This is a genomic window from Streptomyces sp. HUAS MG91 (assembly GCF_040529335.1).
GTDB classification, from domain to species: domain Bacteria; phylum Actinomycetota; class Actinomycetes; order Streptomycetales; family Streptomycetaceae; genus Streptomyces; species Streptomyces tabacisoli.
Genome location: NZ_CP159534.1, coordinates 823,910 through 841,374 on the forward strand (window position 1 = coordinate 823,910; position 17,465 = coordinate 841,374).

At 74.0% G+C, this 17,465-nt stretch carries 16 protein-coding genes; 6 read left to right on the plus strand and 10 right to left on the minus strand.

Annotated elements, in window-relative coordinates:
- Positions 1 to 130 precede the first annotated feature (130 nt).
- Positions 131 to 1,234 carry an exo-alpha-sialidase gene (locus tag ABII15_RS03910; RefSeq protein ID WP_353940848.1) on the plus strand — a complete coding sequence of 368 codons (1,104 nt, stop codon included), beginning with the start codon at positions 131 to 133 and terminating at the stop codon, positions 1,232 to 1,234.
- A gap of 120 nt (positions 1,235 to 1,354) precedes the next feature.
- Here the strand turns inward: ABII15_RS03910 and ABII15_RS03915 are convergent, their stop codons facing one another.
- Positions 1,355 to 2,032, minus strand: coding sequence for a uracil-DNA glycosylase (locus tag ABII15_RS03915; protein WP_353940849.1), 678 nt, complete (start codon positions 2,030 to 2,032; stop codon positions 1,355 to 1,357).
- Positions 2,033 to 2,255: 223 nt separating this feature from the next.
- On the opposite strand from ABII15_RS03915, the gene ABII15_RS03920 reads away from it, so the two are divergent.
- The 3 genes from ABII15_RS03920 to ABII15_RS03930 all read left to right on the plus strand — a co-directional run bounded on the left by ABII15_RS03920 (position 2,256) and on the right by ABII15_RS03930 (position 5,176).
- Positions 2,256 to 3,224, plus strand: coding sequence for a BadF/BadG/BcrA/BcrD ATPase family protein (locus ABII15_RS03920; RefSeq protein ID WP_353940850.1), 969 nt, complete (start codon positions 2,256 to 2,258; stop codon positions 3,222 to 3,224).
- 172 nt (positions 3,225 to 3,396) lie between these two features.
- Positions 3,397 to 4,335, plus strand: coding sequence for a hypothetical protein (locus tag ABII15_RS03925; protein ID WP_353940851.1), 939 nt, complete (start codon positions 3,397 to 3,399; stop codon positions 4,333 to 4,335).
- A gap of 178 nt (positions 4,336 to 4,513) precedes the next feature.
- A complete protein-coding gene (locus ABII15_RS03930; protein WP_353940852.1) occupies positions 4,514 to 5,176 on the plus strand; it encodes a class I SAM-dependent methyltransferase in 663 nt (220 codons plus the stop codon).
- 237 nt (positions 5,177 to 5,413) lie between these two features.
- Here ABII15_RS03930 and ABII15_RS03935 read toward each other — a convergent pair whose 3' ends face one another.
- The 4 genes from ABII15_RS03935 to ABII15_RS03950 form a co-directional block, all read right to left on the minus strand.
- Positions 5,414 to 6,451, minus strand: a complete 1,038-nt coding sequence (locus ABII15_RS03935; RefSeq protein WP_353940853.1) for a lactonase family protein — start codon at positions 6,449 to 6,451, stop codon at positions 5,414 to 5,416.
- Positions 6,452 to 6,507: 56 nt separating this feature from the next.
- Positions 6,508 to 7,764 carry a nitric oxide synthase oxygenase gene (locus tag ABII15_RS03940; protein ID WP_353940854.1) on the minus strand — a complete coding sequence of 419 codons (1,257 nt, stop codon included), beginning with the start codon at positions 7,762 to 7,764 and terminating at the stop codon, positions 6,508 to 6,510.
- 113 nt (positions 7,765 to 7,877) lie between these two features.
- A complete protein-coding gene (locus tag ABII15_RS03945) occupies positions 7,878 to 9,377 on the minus strand; it encodes an FUSC family protein (RefSeq protein ID WP_353940855.1) in 1,500 nt (499 codons plus the stop codon).
- Between the two features lie 282 nt (positions 9,378 to 9,659).
- Entirely contained in the window at positions 9,660 to 10,709 is a 1,050-nt protein-coding gene (locus ABII15_RS03950) for an aldo/keto reductase (RefSeq protein WP_353940856.1), read from the minus strand.
- Positions 10,710 to 10,822: 113 nt separating this feature from the next.
- Between ABII15_RS03950 and ABII15_RS03955 the strand changes: the two genes are divergently transcribed.
- A complete protein-coding gene (locus ABII15_RS03955) occupies positions 10,823 to 11,398 on the plus strand; it encodes a TetR/AcrR family transcriptional regulator (protein ID WP_353940857.1) in 576 nt (191 codons plus the stop codon).
- On the plus strand, positions 11,395 to 12,087 hold the full coding sequence (locus ABII15_RS03960) for a ThuA domain-containing protein (protein WP_353940858.1): 693 nt from the start codon (positions 11,395 to 11,397) through the stop codon (positions 12,085 to 12,087). The genes ABII15_RS03955 and ABII15_RS03960 overlap by 4 nt, the downstream gene beginning before the upstream one ends.
- An 18-nt stretch (positions 12,088 to 12,105) precedes the next feature.
- Here ABII15_RS03960 and ABII15_RS03965 read toward each other — a convergent pair whose 3' ends face one another.
- The 5 genes from ABII15_RS03965 to ABII15_RS03985 all read right to left on the minus strand — a co-directional run bounded on the left by ABII15_RS03965 (position 12,106) and on the right by ABII15_RS03985 (position 17,429).
- A complete protein-coding gene (locus ABII15_RS03965) occupies positions 12,106 to 13,236 on the minus strand; it encodes a Gfo/Idh/MocA family oxidoreductase (RefSeq protein ID WP_353940859.1) in 1,131 nt (376 codons plus the stop codon).
- Positions 13,233 to 14,030 carry a sugar phosphate isomerase/epimerase gene (locus ABII15_RS03970; protein WP_353940860.1) on the minus strand — a complete coding sequence of 266 codons (798 nt, stop codon included), beginning with the start codon at positions 14,028 to 14,030 and terminating at the stop codon, positions 13,233 to 13,235. The genes ABII15_RS03965 and ABII15_RS03970 overlap by 4 nt, the downstream gene beginning before the upstream one ends.
- 192 nt (positions 14,031 to 14,222) lie before the next feature.
- Positions 14,223 to 14,390, minus strand: coding sequence for a hypothetical protein (locus tag ABII15_RS03975; protein WP_353940861.1), 168 nt, complete (start codon positions 14,388 to 14,390; stop codon positions 14,223 to 14,225).
- A gap of 18 nt (positions 14,391 to 14,408) precedes the next feature.
- A complete protein-coding gene (locus tag ABII15_RS03980) occupies positions 14,409 to 15,161 on the minus strand; it encodes a DUF3152 domain-containing protein (RefSeq protein WP_353940862.1) in 753 nt (250 codons plus the stop codon).
- Positions 15,162 to 15,263: 102 nt separating this feature from the next.
- Positions 15,264 to 17,429 carry an alpha-galactosidase gene (locus ABII15_RS03985; protein ID WP_353940863.1) on the minus strand — a complete coding sequence of 722 codons (2,166 nt, stop codon included), beginning with the start codon at positions 17,427 to 17,429 and terminating at the stop codon, positions 15,264 to 15,266.
- Positions 17,430 to 17,465: the final 36 nt, after the last annotated feature.

Genomic DNA, 17,465 nt, shown 5'->3' on the forward strand with positions numbered 1-17,465 from the left:
GCGGCACCGGGACGGCTCCGGAGCGCAGGGCCGCGTCACGCAGCGTGACGGCCTGTGCGGCGGCCATTGTCAGTGGCTGGGTGCAGACTGGCGGACACCTGGAGACAACGGCGTTTCGGAGGTGTTCGGCATGACTGACGTGCTGCTCGCTGTGGGTACACGCAAAGGGCTTTTCCTGGGGCGGACGGGCGGGGCGGCGGGAGCGTCCCGCGAGACCTGGACGTTCGACGAGAGCCCCTGTTTCAACGCGCAGGCGGTGTACTCCGTCGCCATCGACACCCGGGGCCCGACGCCGAGGCTCCTCGTGGGCGGTGACAGTGCGCACTGGGGGCCGTCCGTGTTCCACTCCGACGACCTCGGCAGGACCTGGACCGAGCCGGCCGCGCCGTCCGTCAAGTTCCCCAAGGACACCGGGACTTCGCTGGAGCGGGTGTGGCAGCTGCACCCGGCGGCGGCCGAGCCTGATGTGGTGTACGCAGGCACTGAACCGGCCGCCCTGTACCGGTCCGAGGACCGGGGCGCGACGTTCGAGCTGTGCCGCCCGCTGTGGGAGCACCCGACGCGGGACCGGTGGGTGCCGGGCGGGGGCGGCGAGGGGCTGCACACCGTGCTGACCGACGCGCGTGATCCGCGGGCGCTGACGGTGGCGGTGTCCACGGCCGGGGTGTTCCGCTCGGCGGACGGCGGCGCGAGCTGGGAGCCGGCGAACTCGGGGGTGTCCGCCGTGTTCCTGCCGGACCCGAACCCGGAGTTCGGACAGTGCGTGCACAAGGTGGCGCGGGACGCCGCCGACCCGGACCGGCTCTATCTGCAGAACCACTGGGGTGTGTACCGCAGCGACGACGCGGGCGGCCACTGGACGGACATCGGCGACGGTCTGCCGTCGACGTTCGGGTTCGCGATGGCCGCGCACCCGCACCGCGCGGACACCGCCTACACCTTCCCGATCACCGCCGACGCCGACCGGGTCCCCGCCGACCGCCGCTGCCGCGTCTTCCGCACCCAGGACGCGGGCAAGAGCTGGGAACCGCTGAGCCGGGGCCTGCCGACGGGCGACCACTACGGCGTGGTGCTGCGGGACGCGCTGTGCACGGACGACGCGGACCCGGCGGGCGTGTACTTCGGTAACCGGAACGGGGAGGTGTACGCGTCGGCCGACGACGGCGACACCTGGCGGCAGTTGGTCTCTCATCTGCCGGACGTGCTGTGCGTGCGGGCGGCGGTGGTGGGCTGAGGACAGTCGACCGTCCGCACGGGACCGCACCGGTTCACGCCCTGCTGACGGCCCGTCCGAGGACCGGCTGCCGCGGCCGACGGGCGCGCCCGCGCTCATGGCGACCGCGGGCGACCTGTGTCACGGCAGGCGCCAGTCCACCGGGTCCATGCCCTGGCGCTGGAGCAGTTCGTTGGCGCGGCTGAAGGGGCGGGAGCCGAAGAAGCCGCGGTCCGCCGACATCGGGGAGGGATGGGCCGACTCGATGGCCGGAAGGTCGCCGAGCAGCGGGCGGAGGTTGCGGGCGTCGCGGCCCCACAGGATCGACACCATCGGCCGGTCGCGCGCCACCAGGGCGCGGATCGCCTGCTCGGTGACCTCTTCCCAGCCCTTGCCGCGGTGGGCGGCGGGCTTGCCGGGGGCCGTGGTCAGCGCACGGTTCAGGAGCAGCACGCCCTGTCGGGTCCACGGCGTCAGGTCGCCGTTGGAGGGGCGGGGCAGGCCCAAATCGGAGTGCATCTCGCGGAAGATGTTCTCCAGGCTGCCCGGCAGCCTGCGCACCTCGGGCGCCACGGCGAAGCTCAGCCCGATGGCCATCCCCGGTGTGGGATAAGGGTCCTGACCGACGATCAGGACCCGTACGTCGTCCAGGGGTTGCTGGAAGGCGCGCAGGACGTTCGGACCCGACGGGAGGTACGTCCGGCCCGCCGCGATCTCGGTCCGGAGGAACTCCCCCATCGCGGTGATGCGTCCGGCCACCGGCTCGAGGGCCTGCGCCCAGCCGGCTTCGACAAGTTCATGCAACGGTCGTGGTGCCACAGTCCGTCACCCTACTGGTCCACACGGACAGCCGAGGTCCACGGGTCCGGACGGCTCCCGGCCGTGCGACCCCCGCACAGCGGCGAAGGGCCTCAGCGCTACTCTTCCTCGTGTCCGAGGTCATCGAGCCGGTCCCGCACCTCACGCGGACGGCCACCACGAAGGCGGGGAGCCCCTTGCGTCCGGCGATCGAGCCACTCCGCCATCCCTGCCGGAGGCTGCCGTGAACGCCGCCTGGGTGCTCGGGGTCGACTCCGGGGGTTCGGGACTGCGGGTCGCGCTCGCCCGCGCCGACCGGCCGGCCGAGGCCACCACGACCGTGTCCCGCACTCCGGTGCGCACCTCCGCGTCCGGGATCGACGCCGCCGACATGATCGGCCAACTCCTGCCCATGGTCCGGTCGTTGCTCGCCGACGCCGGCGCGCCGACGGACGCGCCGGCCGCGCTGACCGTGGGCGCCGCCGGAATGGCGACGCTCGGCGACGACCTGCGCGCCGGTCTGCCGGACGCGATGCGTCGCGAACTGGGCGTCGGCCGGATCGCGTTGGCCGGCGACGCCGTGACCGCGTACGCGGGAGCGCTCGGCCAGCGGCCCGGGGCGGTCGTCGCCGCGGGCACCGGCATGATCGCCCTCGGCAGCGATCTCACCGGCTGGCGACGGGCCGACGGCTGGGGGCATCTGCTCGGCGACAGCGGCGGCGGCGCCTGGATCGGCCGGGCCGGGCTCGACGCGGCGCTGCGGGCGTTCGACGGCCGGCGCGGCGGCAGCTCCGCGCTGCTCGCGCTCGCCGAGGAACGGTTCGGGCCCGCCGGTGAACTGCCCGGCCGGATCTATCCGCGTACCGACCGGCCTGCGGCGCTCGCCGCGTTCGCGCCCGATGTGGCCCGGTGCGCGGCGGACGGCGACCCGGTCGCGGGCGAGGTGCTGCGCCGGGCCGCCGGGCACATCGCCGAGGCGGCGGCCGCGGTGTGCCCGGCGGACGGCGGGGACGTCGCGCTCACCGGGGGCCTGTTCAAGATGGGTGAGCCGCTGCTCGCCCCGCTGCGCGCCGAGATCACGGAACAACTGCCCAAGGCCACCATGGCGTCCGCCGCCGGTGATCCGCTGCACGGCTCCCTCGTGATCGCCGCGGCCCTCGCCGCGGACGGACTGCGGCTGCCCCGCGACGGCCGGCTGCTGGCGGTGACGTAGGGGGCGCCGGGGAGCCGAAGGCAGCCGGGGTTGACGGGAAACCCTGTGGACCAGGGCACTTGAACCATCCGCAACCGCCCATCCGTAACTGAACGGACAATCAAGGACGGATACCGCTCAGCTGGACCCTGACCGAACATCGGGGCCTGTCGAGCCAGTAGCATGCGGCGCCATGAGCTCCCCCCAAGGGCCTGCTTCCGGCCTGCCTGTACGAATGCCGCGACCCCGCCAGCCCGGACGGCACCGCCGCCCGGAACCCGTGGCCGCCCCCGAGGGCGCACCGTCCCTCGTTCTCGCGGTGCCGGGCACGCCCAGCGCCGCGACGCGCATGCTCGCCGACGAGGTCGTGAGCATCGCCCGCTCCGAGCTGCCCGGCCTGGACGCGCGGGTCGCTTTCGTCGAGGGAGAGGCCACCGACTTCCCGGTCTCCGCCGAGTTCCCCTCCCTCGCGTCCGTGCTCGCGCACGCCGCGAAGGAGCGCACCGGCCGTTACGAGCAGGCGGTCGCCGCCGGTGTCGAGGGCATCAAGGAGCCCGAGGGCCCCGTCGCCGTCGTCGTACCGCTGCTCGCCGGTCCGGACAACGCGCAGGTCCGGCAGATCCACCAGGGCATCGCCGACAGCCGGGTCGCCGCCGAGCTGACCGATGTGCTCGGCCCGCACCCGCTGCTCGCCGAGGGGCTGCACGTACGGCTGTCGGAGGCCGGGCTCGCCCGTGCCGACCGTGCCCGGCTGTTCACCGTGGCCACGGCCGCCGACGGGATCATCCTCGCGACGGTCGGCGGCGAGGAGGCCGTGCAGGCCGCCGGGATCACCGGCATGCTGCTCGCCGCGCGTCTTGCCGTGCCGGTGATGGCCGCCGCGCTGGACGCCGAGGGGTCGGTCACCGCGATCGCCGAGCAGTTGCGCGGGTCCGGGTCGCAGCAGCTGGCGCTGTCGCCCTATCTGATCGGGCCCGAGCTGGATCCGTCGGTGCTCGAGGCTGCCGCCAAGGATGCCGGGTGTGCAGCCGCGGAGCCGTTGGGGGCGTATCCGGCGATGGGGAAGCTGGCGCTGGCCAAGTACACGGCGGCGCTGGGGATCACGCCCCAGCCGGTTGCCTCCGGCGGCTGACCGGAGTTTTTGTGCGGGGCTCGGGCTGTGCTCGGGCCCCGTTCTTCTTCGCCTCGCCCTGCGGGCTCGGTCATCGCCCTTCGGGCTCGTCCTCAATCGCCGGACGGGCTTGATTGGGCTTCCGTATCCTCACCCTGGGGGCTTGATGAGGCATACGGCTCGTCTGTAGCTTCGTGTCATGAGCGGCGACGACGTGGCACTCATGGCGGAGCAGTTGGCCTATTACCGGGCGCGGGCGCCCGAGTACGACAGTGTCTATGCGGACCGGGCTGATCTGCGGGAACTGTTGGCCGGGATCGATGAGTTGCCCATTCGCGGGGATGTGCTGGAGCTCGCCTGCGGGACCGGGCAGTGGACCGCGTTGCTCGCGGAGCGGGCCGTGTCCGTCACCGCTGTCGACGCGTCGGCCGAGACGCTGGCCATCGCCCGGGAGCGGGCCGGCGGGCCCACCGTGGAGTTCGTCCAGGCCGATCTCTTCGCGTGGGAGCCGCCGCGGCGCTACGACACCGTCTTCTTCGGGTTCTGGCTGTCGCACGTGCTTCCGGACCGGTTTCCTCGGTTCTGGCGGGCCGTCGGGGCCTCGCTCGCGCCCGGCGGCCGGGTCGTCTTCGTCGACGACGGGCCGTCCGGGGCGGTGAACGAGGAGTTCGTGGCCGACGGGTCCGGGCACACGGCCCTGCGGCGGGTGCGGGACGGCAGCGCGTTCCGCATCGTGAAGGTGTTCCGCGGTCCCGGGGAGCTCACGGACCAGCTGGCCGCGCTCGGGTGGTCCGTCGAGGTCGGCGCGGCCGCCGGCAGCTTCCTCACCGGCGTCGCCGTGCCGTCGGGGGCGGCGAGCTAGGGCCTGTCTGACAATTCCCGTCGTCGCCCGAAGGGCGGCCTCGCGGCGTCTGGTGCGTGCTCTCAGGGGGTCCCCCCGGCCGGAGATTGGGGGAGTGCCGGGTGCGAGGCCTCGTACTGGACGTACTTGGCCTTACGCCCGGTGCGGCGCATGGGGTCTCCCCTGCTCGAGCGAAGTTCGAGAGCTTGGGGAAGCGTGCCAGGCGTCGCGGGGCAGGAGGGATCTGAGAGACAGGCCCTAGCCGAACACCACGCACGACGCCGCGGGCACCCGCACCGAGCCGCCCCGTACCGGCACGCCCGTCTCGGGGGCCACGGTGAACCAGGTGACGTCGCCGGAGCGTTCGTTGGCCGCGTAGAGGAAGCGGCCCGAGGGGTCGATGGCGAGGTCGCGGGGCCAGTGGCCGCCGCAGGGGACCGTGGCGAGCAGCGTGCCGGTCTCGCCCGTCGGGTCCAGGGAGAAGACGGAGATGACGTCCTCGCCGCGGGTCGCGGTCCACAGGAAGCGGCCGTCGGGGGCGACGACGACCTCGGACGGGTAGGCGTCCCCCTTCGGGCTGTCGCCGGGCAGGACGAGGAGTTCGGTGAGCGGCTTGAGGGAGCCGTCGGCGGCGTCCCAGCGGCAGACGGTGAGGGTGGGGGTGAGTTCGTTGAGCACGTACAGGTACCCGCCGGAGGGGTGGAAGGCGAGGTGGCGGGGGCCCGAGCCGGGGCGCAGGGCCGTCTCGTGGTGGAGGGTGAGGCGGCCGTCGGTGAGCGCGCAGACGCGGACCGAGTCCGTGCCGAGGTCGACGCTGACGGCCCAGCGGCCGCTCGGGTCGGGCAGGACCTGGTGGGCGTGCGGGGCCTGCTGGCGCTGCGGGTGCGGGCCGGAACCGGTGTGGCGCAGCACGTCGCGCCCGGCCGCGTCCGGGGTGCCGTCGGCGCGCAGCGGGAGCGCGGTGACGCTGCCCGAGTTGTAGTTGGCGGTCAGGACGCGGTCGCCCCACACGGCGAGGTGGGTGGGGCCCGCGCCGTCCACGGGGGCGGGCGGCGCGGCGAGCCGCACCGGGGTGGTGTCCGTGCGGAACGCGGCCACGGATCCGTCGCGGGTCTCGCTGACCGCGTACAGGAGCCCGCCGGCGAGGGCGAGGTAGGAGGGGTCGGGCAGGGCGTCCGTGGCGTCGAGGACGGTCAGGGAGCCGTCCCTGGCGTTCAGTTCCGCCGTCACGATGCCGGGGCCGCCGGCCGCCGTGAACGACCCGATGTACGCCCGTGCTGCCTGACTGCCGCTCACTGCTTCCCCTTTCGGCCGCGGGCCCGGTGCCCGTGCGGCCGACGGTAGCAGTCGGTCTAGACCAGGTCGCGCCGCGGAGGGCGGTGCCGCGCCGGGACCGCGTCCTCGCCGCGGGCGCGTGCGTGCGCCTCGGGATGGTGGACGAACGACGGGGTGTGCCGCACGTCGTCGTACGTCCGGTGGAAGACGGGGGTCGTGGAGCCGGACAGGGGCGGGACGATCCACGACCAGTCGGCGCCGACGGTGCGGCCGTGGGACTCCTCGCGTTCGAGGTGGGTGAGGAAGCGGACGGACTCGGTGTGGTGGTCGGTGACGGTGACGCCCGCGCGGTCGAAGGAGTGCAGGACGGAGCGGTTGAGTTCGACGAGCGCGCGGTCCTTCCACAGCGAGCGGTCGGTGCGGGTGTCGAGGCCGAGCCGGCGCGCGAGGTGGGGCAGCAGGTTGTAGCGGTCGGTGTCGGCGAGGTTGCGGGCGCCGATCTCCGTGCCCATGTACCAGCCGTTGAAGGGGGCGGCGCCGTAGCAGACGCCGCCGATCTCCAGGCACATGTTGGCGAGCGCGGGGACGGCGTACCAGCGCAGGCCCAGCTCGGCCCACCAGGGGAAGTCGGGATGCTCCAGCGGGACTTCGAGGACGGCGTCCGGCGGCAGGTCGAAGAGGCGGGGTCTGCGGTGCGGGGCCTCCTGGACGACGAGGGGCAGCACGTCGAAGGCGGAGGCGGTGCCCGCGGGGCGCCAGCCCAGGTGCCGGGCGTACGCGGTGAGGCCCGCGGCGCGCGGGTCGCCGATGACGTGTCCGTCGCGCTGGACGTGTCCGGCGTAGCGGATCAGTTGCTCGTTCCAGATGCGCGGCCCGGGGCGGCCCGGCCGGTCGGGGGCGAAGACGGTGATGAGAGGGCGGATCCGGCCGCCGGGCGCCGCCTGCCGCAGATGGTCGGCGCAGGCGGCGGCGATCTCGGCGGCGGAGCCGAGGTGGCGCAGGTCGCGGACGCGCAGGGAGCGCCAGTACAGGCGCCCTATGCAGCGGTTGGCGTTGCGCCAGGCGAGCCGGGCGCCGTGTTCGAGTTCTCGTGGGGTGTGCGTGTACGTGCCCGTGGCGGCGAGCTCCGCCTCGGCCTCGGCGATGCGGCGGGCCGGATCTCCGAGCCCTTCCTCGGCGTGGTGCTGCCGGATGAACGCGGCCGCGGCCCGCCCGGTGTCGGCCGCCGGAGCCGGGCGGGCGCTGCGGGCCGCCCGGTCGTGGGCGCCACGGGCCGCGGCGAGCCAGCCCTCCACGTCCTGCGACGGTTCGTTCCTGCGCAGGTTGTTCGGCATGGCGCACCCCCAGCGGTTCGGCGATGCGAGACAACCACACCGCGGGCCCGGCGGGCGGCGGGTCACGCACGTGCGGGGAGCGTGCGGAACTGTTCAGCAGCGCGCGGTCGCGATTACGCGCCCAGGGTCGCGCGCCCGGCTCCGCGCAGGGGCACCGCGAGTTCGACCAGGGCCCGCTCCAGGGCGTGCAGGTGGGCGAGGACGGGCAGTTCGATGTCGGCGGTGTGCGGCGCGGCCAGGACGGCGTGGGGGCGGGGCGCGGGGACGGTGAGCGCCTCGACGGCGCTCTCCACGCGCCGGCAGGCGGCGGCGAGCCGGGCGTCGTGCGAGGCCTCGGGGTCGGCGGCGACCGAGGCGAGGCCGCGTACCTCGTGGGCGCACGCGTCGAGCAGGGCGAGCACCTGCCGGGCCCGGCCCTTGCGGTGGCGCAGGGGGCTGAGCGGGTGCACGAGCGGGGCGAGGGAGAGGCGGACGCGGCCGAGGACGGCCTCCAGTTCCGCCACGCGCGGCGCCGGGTCGGCGTCGCCGCCCGCGAGCCGGGCGGCGGCCTCGGCGGTGCAGGCGTGCACACAGCGCAGCGCCCGCTCGACCCAGGCCTCGGTGACGGAGTGCGTGGTCACGGGCAGCACCAGCACGACGGCGAGGGCGGCGCCCAGGGCGCCGATCGCGGTCTCGCCGACGCGCAGCGCGAGCAGGGCGGGGTCGAGGACGCCGAGCAGCCCGTAGAGCATGCTCGCCATCACGGTCACCGCGAGCATCATCCACGTGTAGGAGACGTGCGCGGTGTAGAAGATGCCGAAGACGCTGACGGCGATCACGGTGGCCGCGACGACCGGTTCGTGGTGCAGCGGCACGGCGACGGCGAAGCCCAGCACGATGCCGAGGACCGTCCCGAGGAACCTGCGGAAGCCGCGCACCACGGTCTCGCCGCGCGAGGTCGTGGCGACGAACACCCACCAGGTGGCGCCGACGGCCCAGTACCAGCGCTGGTCCGAGAGCAGTTGTCCGGCGGCGAGCGCGAAGCCCGCGCCCACGGTGGCCTGGACGGCCTGCCGGGTGGTGATCCGCCGCAGACCGGTGCCGCCGGTCGGCGCGGCGACGGCCGCCGGGGCGGGCAGCCGTCGCTCGTAGCACCAGACGCCGAAGCGGACGACGGCCGCAGCGCCGAGCGACAGGAGGACGGCCGTGTACAGCTCGGGGAGCCGGCCGGGCTCGATGTGCAGGAACTGGGCCGCGAAGAACGTCATGAAGCCGAACACGCCGAGGGAGTGCCCCCGGGGTCCCCAGCGCCGGGCGTACACGCCGGCGCCCACGACGGCGAGGAACGCCAGGTCCCGGGCGAGGGGGAGGTCGTGGAGGAGCGCGGCGAGGGCGAGCACCGGCAGTCCGACGGCCGGCAGCAGCGCCGTGGTGACCGCTTGTCCGCGCACGGTCGGGTCGGTCACCGTGAACAGGGCGAGCAGCGCGGCGAGGCCGCCGGTGACGGCGCCCGGCAGCGAGTGCCCGACCGCCCCGCACAGCACCACGGCGAGCCCGATGCCCAGCACGGCCCGACTCGCGAACCGCAGCCGCATGCGGCCCGGGTCCGGCGCCACGAACGCCCTCTTCAGCACGTTGCCCCGCCCCTTTCGTTGCCCGCTTCCGTACGCGCACGGGTTCTGTACGCGCACGGGTTCTGTACGCACATGAGAAAGGCGCCGCGGAGACCTCTCACAGGTCCGCAGCGCCATCGACACGTACATCTCAGCAGTTCAGTGGCTCATGGTTCAACAGAGGGCGAAAGTCCTGAGCCAATGGCACACCGCAGGCACCGGACCGTGGGCCACGACAAGGCCAACGGTCCAGCGGCCCGGGAACAGCTGCCGGCGGAGGCACCGCCCCTGTCGATCACACGGTCAGATGTTGGCGTAGCCCGCGATGCTCGCCTTGATGCGGTCCATCTCCGCCTCGTCGGACACGCCCTGGAAGTCGTACCGGGGCGTGTACGGGGCTTCCAGGCGGCGGGCCTCGTCGTCGGTGAGGTCGAGGTCGAGGGAGGCCACGGCGTCGTCGATCTGCTGGACCGTGCGGGCGCCGACCAGGGGCGCCGCGACGACCGGGTTGCGGCGCAGCCAGGCCAGGGCGATCTGGGCACGGCTGACACCGTGCGCGTCGGCGAGGGCGCCGACCTCGTCGACGATGAGACGGTCGCTGTCGGCCGTCGCCCGGTAGAGCATGTCGGCGAAGGCACCGTCGGTGGCGGCACGCTCCCCCGCCCTCGCCTGCTCGAAGGGCCGGGCGAGCCGGCCGCGGGCCAGCGGGCTCCACACCATCGTGGCGACGCCCTCGTCGGCGCAGAGCGGGAGCATCTCGCGCTCCTCCTCGCGGGCGAGCAGGTTGTAGTGGTCCTGCATGGTGACGAAACGCGCCCAGCCGTGCCGCTCCTGGAGATGGAGGGCCTTGGCGAACTGCCAGGCGTGCATGGAGGAGGCACCGAGGTAGCGGGCCTTGCCCGCCTTCACCACGTCGTTCAGGGCCTCCAGGGTCTCCTCCAGCGGCGTCGCGCCGTCGAAGCGGTGGATCATGTAGACGTCGACGTGGTCGGTGCCCAGGCGGCGCAGGCTGGCGTCGATCTCGGACATGATCGCCTTGCGGGACAGCCCGCCGCCGTTGGGCCTGCCGGGGCGCATGGTGTGGCGGACCTTGGTGGTGATGACGACGTCGTCGCGGTCCGCGTAGTCCTTCAGGGCGCGGCCCAGGATCTCCTCGCTGGAGCCGTACGAGTACATGTTGGCGGTGTCGAAGAAGTTGATGCCCGATTCCAGGGCGTGCTTGACGAGAGGGCGGCTGTTCTCCTCGTCGAGGGACCAGACGGGGTGGCCGCGGTCGGGCTGTCCGTAGGTCATGGCGCCGATGGCTATCGGGGAGACGTCCAGGCCGGTTCGGCCCAGCTTGATGTAGCGCACGAGGGCTCCTAATGTGGAACGAACACTAAACGGAGATGTCTCCGATTGACTCTTCGACCGTAACGGAGAGGTCTCCGGTTCGCAATCCGAGGCCTGCTTCACCAGGAGGACTCATGCCCGAGGCCGCGCGGCAGCGCGCTGACGCCCTGAAGAACCGGGAGGTGATCCTCCGGGTCGCCCACGATGTGCTCGCCGAGTCGCCGGCCGCCTCGCTCAACTCGATCGCCAAGCGCGCGGGCGTCGGCCCCGGGACCCTTTACCGGCACTTCCCGACGCGTGAGGCGCTGATCCTCGAGGTCCACCGGCAGGGCATCGACCGGCTCGTCGACGCGGTGGACGAGACGCTGGCCGCGCAGCCGCCGCTGGCGGCCCTGCGCAGCTGGTTCACCACGCTCACGGCCTACGTGCGCATCAAGCACGGCCTCGGCGAGGCGCTGAACTCGGCGGCGGCGCAGGAGGTCATCAGCGCCTCGTGGCCCCCGGTGAGCGCGGCTGTCGGGCGGCTCCTGGACGCCTGCGTGGAGGCCGGCGAGGTACGCCCCGGGCTCGACCCGGTCGACGTCATCATGCTGCTGAGCTGTCTGTGGCGGACCCCGGACACCCCGGAGGGCACCGCGCAGGCCCAGCGCCTGCTGGACCTCGCCATCGACGGGTTCCGCCCCGACCGGACGGAACGGAACACGGCATGACCGCATCCCCCGTCCGCGCCGCTCCGCGCTCCGGGCTGCTGCTCGGCGGTGTGGGCCGCTACACCGACCCGTGGCATCCCTTCGCCGACACCGATCAGGGCCTGACGGACGTGGCGCGGGAGGCGGGCGTCGTGCTGGAGCCGGCCACGGACATCGACGCCGCGCTGGCCTCCTTCGCCGTGGGGGCGCTGCCGGCCCTCGTCGTCGTCAACATCGGCCTGCCCCAGGACGGCGGGCCGGTGCCCGCGGACGCCCGGGCCGCGGCCGGACTCGCCCGGCTCCTGGCCAGCCGCACCCCCGTCCTCGCCGTGCACTCCTCGGCGACCTGTTTCCCGGACGACGCGGTCTGGGAGGCGGGCCTGGGCGGCATCTGGGTGCACGGCACGTCGATGCACCCGCCGTACGGCCGCGCGCACGTGCTGGTCGCCGACGCGGGGCATCCCGTCACCGCGGGCGTCGACGACTTCGATCTGGACGACGAGCGCTACACCCACCTGCGCCACGGCCCCGGCGTCCGGGTGCTGCTCGCGCACGAGCACGAGGGCGGGCGGCACCCGTTGATGTGGGTGCACACCCGCCCCGGCGGTGGTGTCACGGTGTACGACGCGCTCGGCCACGACGGACGCTCGTACGCGTCCGGGGCGCACCGCACCGTGCTCCGGCGCGCCCTCGGCACGCTGCTCGGCTGACGCCGGGCGTACGGCGGGTCAGAGCGTGGCGGCGAAGGGATCCCGGTCGAGCGGCACCGGCCGGACCTCACCCGCGCGGCTCTCGATGTGCTGGGTCTCCCCGGTGGCGGCGGCCCGGTCGACGGCGACGAGGACCTCCAGGACGTGGTGGCCGAGGTCGCCGGTCGCGATGTGCGGCGTGCCGGACCGGATGGCGCGGGCCATGTCGAGCACGCCGAGGCCGCGCCCCTCGCCGAGGCCGACGGGCTCGACCGTCTCCCAGTGCTGCGTGCCGTCGTCGTCGGCGGCTCGGGTGATCCGCACGTCGCCGGTGAACTTGTTGGGGTCGGGCGCGACGAGGGCGCCCTCGGTGCCGTTGATCTCCACGATCCCGGCGCGGACGAGGGCCGAGTCGAAGCTGAAGACGCTCTGGGCGACGGCTCCGCTCTCGAAGGTGGCGAGGGCGGCCACATGGGTCGGGACCTCGACCGGGAACTCGGTGCCGGTGCGGGGGCCGGTCCGGATCGTGCGGACCTCGCGGCCGGTGGAGGCCACCGCGGAGACCCGCGTCACCGACCCGAACAGGGTGATCAGGGTCGTGAAGTAGTAGGGGCCCATGTCGAACAGCGGCCCGGCCCCGGTGGAGAAGAGGAACTCCGGGTTCGGGTGCCAGGCGTCGGGGCCGGGGGTCTGGAACATCGTGTACGCCGACAGGGCGGAGCCGATGTCGCCGCGTTCGATGGCCCGCCGGGCCGTCTGGACGCCCGGGCCGAGCGCGGTGTCCGGGGCGACGCCGACCCGGAGTCCGGCCGCGGCGGCCTGGTCGAGCAGGGCGCGGGAGGAGGCCAGGTCGACGGCGATCGGCTTCTCCGACCACACGTGCTTGCCCGCGGCGACGATCGCGGAGCTGACCTCGGCGTGCACGGCGGGGACGGTCAGGTTGACGACGATCTCGACGCCGTCGTGCGTGAGGACGTCGTCCGCCGTGCCCCAGGCCGGGACGCCGTGCTTGCGGGCCTGCTCCTCGGCGCGCTCGGCCATCAGGTCCCCGATGACGACGACGTCGACGTCGGGGACGCGGGTGAGCGTGGTGAGGTACTGCTCGCTGATGTTGCCCGCGCCGATGATGCCGACGCCGACCGGGCCCGACCGGGTCGTGGACGGCGTCATCGGACGACCCCGCGCTCGCGCAGGTGGGCGACGGATCCGGCGATGCCCTGGAAGATGTCACCGGCGTAGCTGTCGAACTCCACGATCGCGTACGCCGCGTTCGGGGCGGCGGCCAGGGCGGCGTCGACGGGGATCTCGCCCTGCCCGGCCGGCACCTGCCGGGTCAGCGTGATGTCGAAGGGGGCGCCGGAGGTGAACGGGTCGTCGACGACCGCGCCGTCCTTGATGTGCAGGGCGGTGACCCGGTCGCCGAGCCGGCCGAGCAGCGCGACCGCGTCGTGGCCGCCGGCCGAGGCCCAGTACACGTCCACTTCCAGTTCGACGGTGTCGTCGAGGCGGGACACGAACCACTCGTAGGCGCTGAGCCCGTCGACGGTGGGGGTGAACTCCTGGGAGTGGTTGTGGTAGCCGACGCGCAGTCCGTGGTCGGCGGCGATCGCCGCGGCGTCGTTGAGCAGCTTGGCGGTCTCGTCGATCCGCTCGGCGTCGGCCCACCGGGAGGCGGCCACCATCGGCTCGTACACGGTCTCCAGGCCGAGGGTCCGGGCCGCGGCGAAGGTCCGCTCCAGCGCGTCCCGCCCCTGGTCGGGAGCGGCGATGCCGGCGTGCCCGGTACGGGCGCTCAGGCCGTGCCGGCCGAGCGCGTCGGCCAGCTCCCGGGGCCGGTTCACGAAGTCGAACACCTCGACGTTGCGCAGTCCGGTCTCCGCGAGACGGGCGAGGGTGCCGTCCTCGTCGGCCTTGAGGGCGTCGCGCACCGAGTACAGCTGGAGCGACAACTGGGGTGTGGACATGGCTGGTCTTTCCGATCGTGAGTCAGGGCGGGAGGGGGTAGGTGACCGGGCGCTCCGGGGCCTCAGCAGCGGGCAAACGCTCATCGTGTTCGAAATTACGGCGCCAAGGCCCCTTTTGCGGCGAGGACTTTCGTTCAGATTAAGCTAAAGCCTCTCCGGTGCCAAGGTCATCCCCCGCCCCTCCTCGGTCGGTCAGGAGGCCGGCCGGGGCTCGATCCTGAACAACTGGTCGCCGATCTGCCCGACGAGGCTGTGCCCGTACGGGATCAGCTCGGGCTGGATGCCGCCCCTCATCGGCGTCTCGGGCAGCTGCACGCGGCCCCGCCAGCGCACCGCTCCGCTGTCCAGGTCGAGGCCCACGAGGTTCCCGGACGCTCGTTACGGCACGTGCGGTCCGCCGAGGTAGCGGCCGTGGGAGTCGTAGGGCCAGGCGTTCGCGACGCACCCCTTCAGGCCCTTGATCTGCTGCATCATCACGGGTGCGGGGCTGCCGGGCCGGGGGCAGGTCTCGTGGCCGTGGCCGATGCGGTGGCCGACCTCGTGGTTGACGATGAGGGCCCGGTACTGCTCGATGGGGCCGTCGAACTCGGGTGAACCGAGCAGCCAGCGGCGCAGATTGACCACGACGGTCCGGCCGACGCTGCAGTTGACCTCGCCGTGCGTGTACAGGCCCGCCGAGCCGCAGAGGCAGTCGACGGTCCGGGGTGTGGCGATCTTTATGACGAAGTCCCGGGGGCCGGCGCTCACCAGCTGGAACGCGTCGACGCCGTCGCTCCCCCAGCCCCGGGGGTCGCCCAGGACGCCGGAGATCTCCCGCGCGGCCGCGTCGGCGGCGACGCCGGAACCGTCCTCGACCTGCACCTGGTAGCGCCGCAGCCGGGTCCCGGTGCCCACCGGCGGGCCGTCGGAGTGCGCCGTGGCGAAGGTGCCGGGGCCGGCCGTCCGCACCGCGCCGGACGGGTCCGCCGCCCGCACCGCCTCGCGTCCCGCCCGGGCGCAGTGGGCGGCGGTAAGGGCGTCGCTGTGCCGCCAGTACGTGAAGGTGGCGGCACCGCCGACGGACAGCGCCACCGCCGCCCCGAGCAGGACGCTCAGGAACGCCGCCCGTCTTCGTATCCACCGTGCCGACACAGCCGCGTGCCCTCGCATCGCGCGGACCCCCCATGGTTCAGACCAGTTCGCCGTCACTGAGGGACGCGCGGGGCGGGCCGATGGTTGCGTTATGCAGGCAGATCAGCGGGCCCGCGCCCGGACGAGGAGGAGTTGTTCGGGATGGAGGGCAGGGGCGCGCACGCCCACCCGGGCGAGGGCCGCGCCGCCGAGGACGAGGGGCGCGGTGGTCCACGGGGTCGGCTCCCCCTGGCGCACGGCCGGGCTGTCGCCGGGCGGCTGCACGCTCACCCGGTACGTCAGGTTCTCGTCGAGGCCGGGGAGCCGGACCGTGCCCGGCACGGAGGTGAGCGGCGCGTCCAGCTGCACCAGGGCGAACAGGGCGTCGCGCCGGTCGGGGGCGACGACTCCGTGGACGGCGAGCGCGGGGTCGTGGGGGTCGGCGCGGACGGTGGTGCCGCCGTGCAGCAAGGGCCGCAGCTCCTTGTACAGGGCGACCCAGCGGGCGAGTTCCGCGCGCTCCTCGGGGGTGGCGGTGGTCAGGTCCCACTCGATGCCGAAGGAGCCGAACAGGGCGGTTCCGGCCCGGAAGGAGAGGTCGTGCGTGCGGCCCGTGGTGTGCGAGCGGGGCGCGCCCACGTGGGCGCCGACGAGTTCCGGCGGCACCAACTGCGCCGTCCAGCGCTGGATCTGCTGCCGCTCCAGGGGGTCGATGCAGTCGCTGGCCCACACCCGGTCCGTGCGTTCGAGGATGCCGAGGTCGACGCGGAGGCCGCCGGACGAGCAGGACTCGATCTCGACGTGCGGGTGGCGGGCGCGCAGCGCGTCGAGGAGGCGGTAGACGGCGAGGGTCTGAGCGTGGACCGAGGGGGTGCCGTGCGGCCCGTGCCCGGCGTCGAGGAGGTCGCGGTTGTGGTCCCACTTCAGGTACGCGATGTCGTACTCGGTGAGGAGCGCGTCGAGGCGGTCGAGGAGGTACGTGTACGCGCCGGGGACCGCGAGGTCGAGGACCTGCTGATGGCGTGCGGGAAGGGGCTGCCGGCCGCCGGTGGCGAGCAGCCAGTCGGGGTGGGCGCGGGCCAGGTCGGAGTCCGGGTTGACCATCTCCGGCTCCACCCACAGGCCGAACTCCATGCCGAGACCGCGGACGGTGGAGATCAGGGGCCCGAGTCCCCCGGGCCAGATGTCCTCGTCGACGTACCAGTCGCCCAGCCCGGCGCGGTCGTTCCTGCGGTGCCGGAACCAGCCGTCGTCCAGCACGAACCGCTCGACGCCCGCCTCCGCCCCGGCGCGGGCGAGTGCGGTCAGGCGGTCCAGGCCCTGGTCGAAGTAGACGGCCTCCCAGGTGTTCAGCACGACCGGGCGGGGCGGCGGTCCGGGCTTCCGGGCGCGCAGGTGGGTGTGGAAGCGCTCGGCGACGGCGTCGAGGCCGTCGGCGCCGTACGCCGCGTACACCCAGGGCGTGGTGTGGCTCTCGCCGGGCGCGAGGCGTACCTCGCCGGGCAGCAGCAGCTCACCGCCGCCGAGCACCGCGGCGCCGGTGGAGAGGCGTTCGGCGTAGGTGCGGTGGTTGCCGCTCCAGGCGACGTGCAGCGCCCACACCTCGCCGTGCCGGAAGCCGAAGCCGGGGGTGCCGGCGGCGAGGATCAGCGGCGCGTCCGGGCCGGTGCGGCCGCGGCGGTTCTCCCTGCTGTGCGCCCCGACGGTGAACGGCATGCGCTGCGGCGCCCGTTCGCGTCCCCAGCGTCCGGCCAGGTCGAACAGCTCGGTCGCGACAGGCGGCAGGGGCACGGTGGGGGTGAGCGCGTCGAGCACGAAGAAGCCGTCGGGCGCGGTGGAGGTGAGTTCGGCGCGCTGGCGCAGCAGTCCCTCGGCGGTCAGCTCCAGTTCGAGCCGCAGGGCGAGACCGGCCTCGGGGTCCTCGCCGGTGACCACGACGCGGCCGCCCCGGCCCGGCGCCCCGCGGTCGTCGACGTCGAGCCCGGTGCACCGGAACCAGGGCGACCAGGCGGTGCCGTCGCGGTGCCCGGTCAGTCCGGGCCGGCCGCACCAGCCGGCGGCGTGCTCGCGCGCGAGGGACGGCGCGACGACCCGGTCGACGTCGTTCGGCACCGGGGCCGGTTCGACCGCCCGGCACAGCTGGGTGAGCGCGGCCGCGTCGAGGGCGCCCAGGTCCGCGCCCCAGTGGACGACGGACGGCAGGGCGTCCGGCGCGCCCTGCGGTGCGGCGAGGACGAGGCCGACGCCCGCGGCACGCAGCTGGACCGGTTCGGACAGGGACAGGGACACGGAGAACTCCTGGAAGCCGCAGGGACAAAGGGGCGC

Coding starts and splice junctions, on each gene's coding strand:
- ABII15_RS03910 (WP_353940848.1), top strand. CDS start 131: ATGACTGACGTGCTGCTCGCTGTGGGTACACGCAAAGGGCTTTTCCTG.
- ABII15_RS03970 (WP_353940860.1), bottom strand. CDS start 14,030: ATGTCCACACCCCAGTTGTCGCTCCAGCTGTACTCGGTGCGCGACGCC.
- ABII15_RS03960 (WP_353940858.1), top strand. CDS start 11,395: ATGACCGCATCCCCCGTCCGCGCCGCTCCGCGCTCCGGGCTGCTGCTC.
- ABII15_RS03925 (WP_353940851.1), top strand. CDS start 3,397: ATGAGCTCCCCCCAAGGGCCTGCTTCCGGCCTGCCTGTACGAATGCCG.
- ABII15_RS03965 (WP_353940859.1), bottom strand. CDS start 13,236: ATGACGCCGTCCACGACCCGGTCGGGCCCGGTCGGCGTCGGCATCATC.
- ABII15_RS03940 (WP_353940854.1), bottom strand. CDS start 7,764: ATGCCGAACAACCTGCGCAGGAACGAACCGTCGCAGGACGTGGAGGGC.
- ABII15_RS03930 (WP_353940852.1), top strand. CDS start 4,514: ATGAGCGGCGACGACGTGGCACTCATGGCGGAGCAGTTGGCCTATTAC.
- ABII15_RS03955 (WP_353940857.1), top strand. CDS start 10,823: ATGCCCGAGGCCGCGCGGCAGCGCGCTGACGCCCTGAAGAACCGGGAG.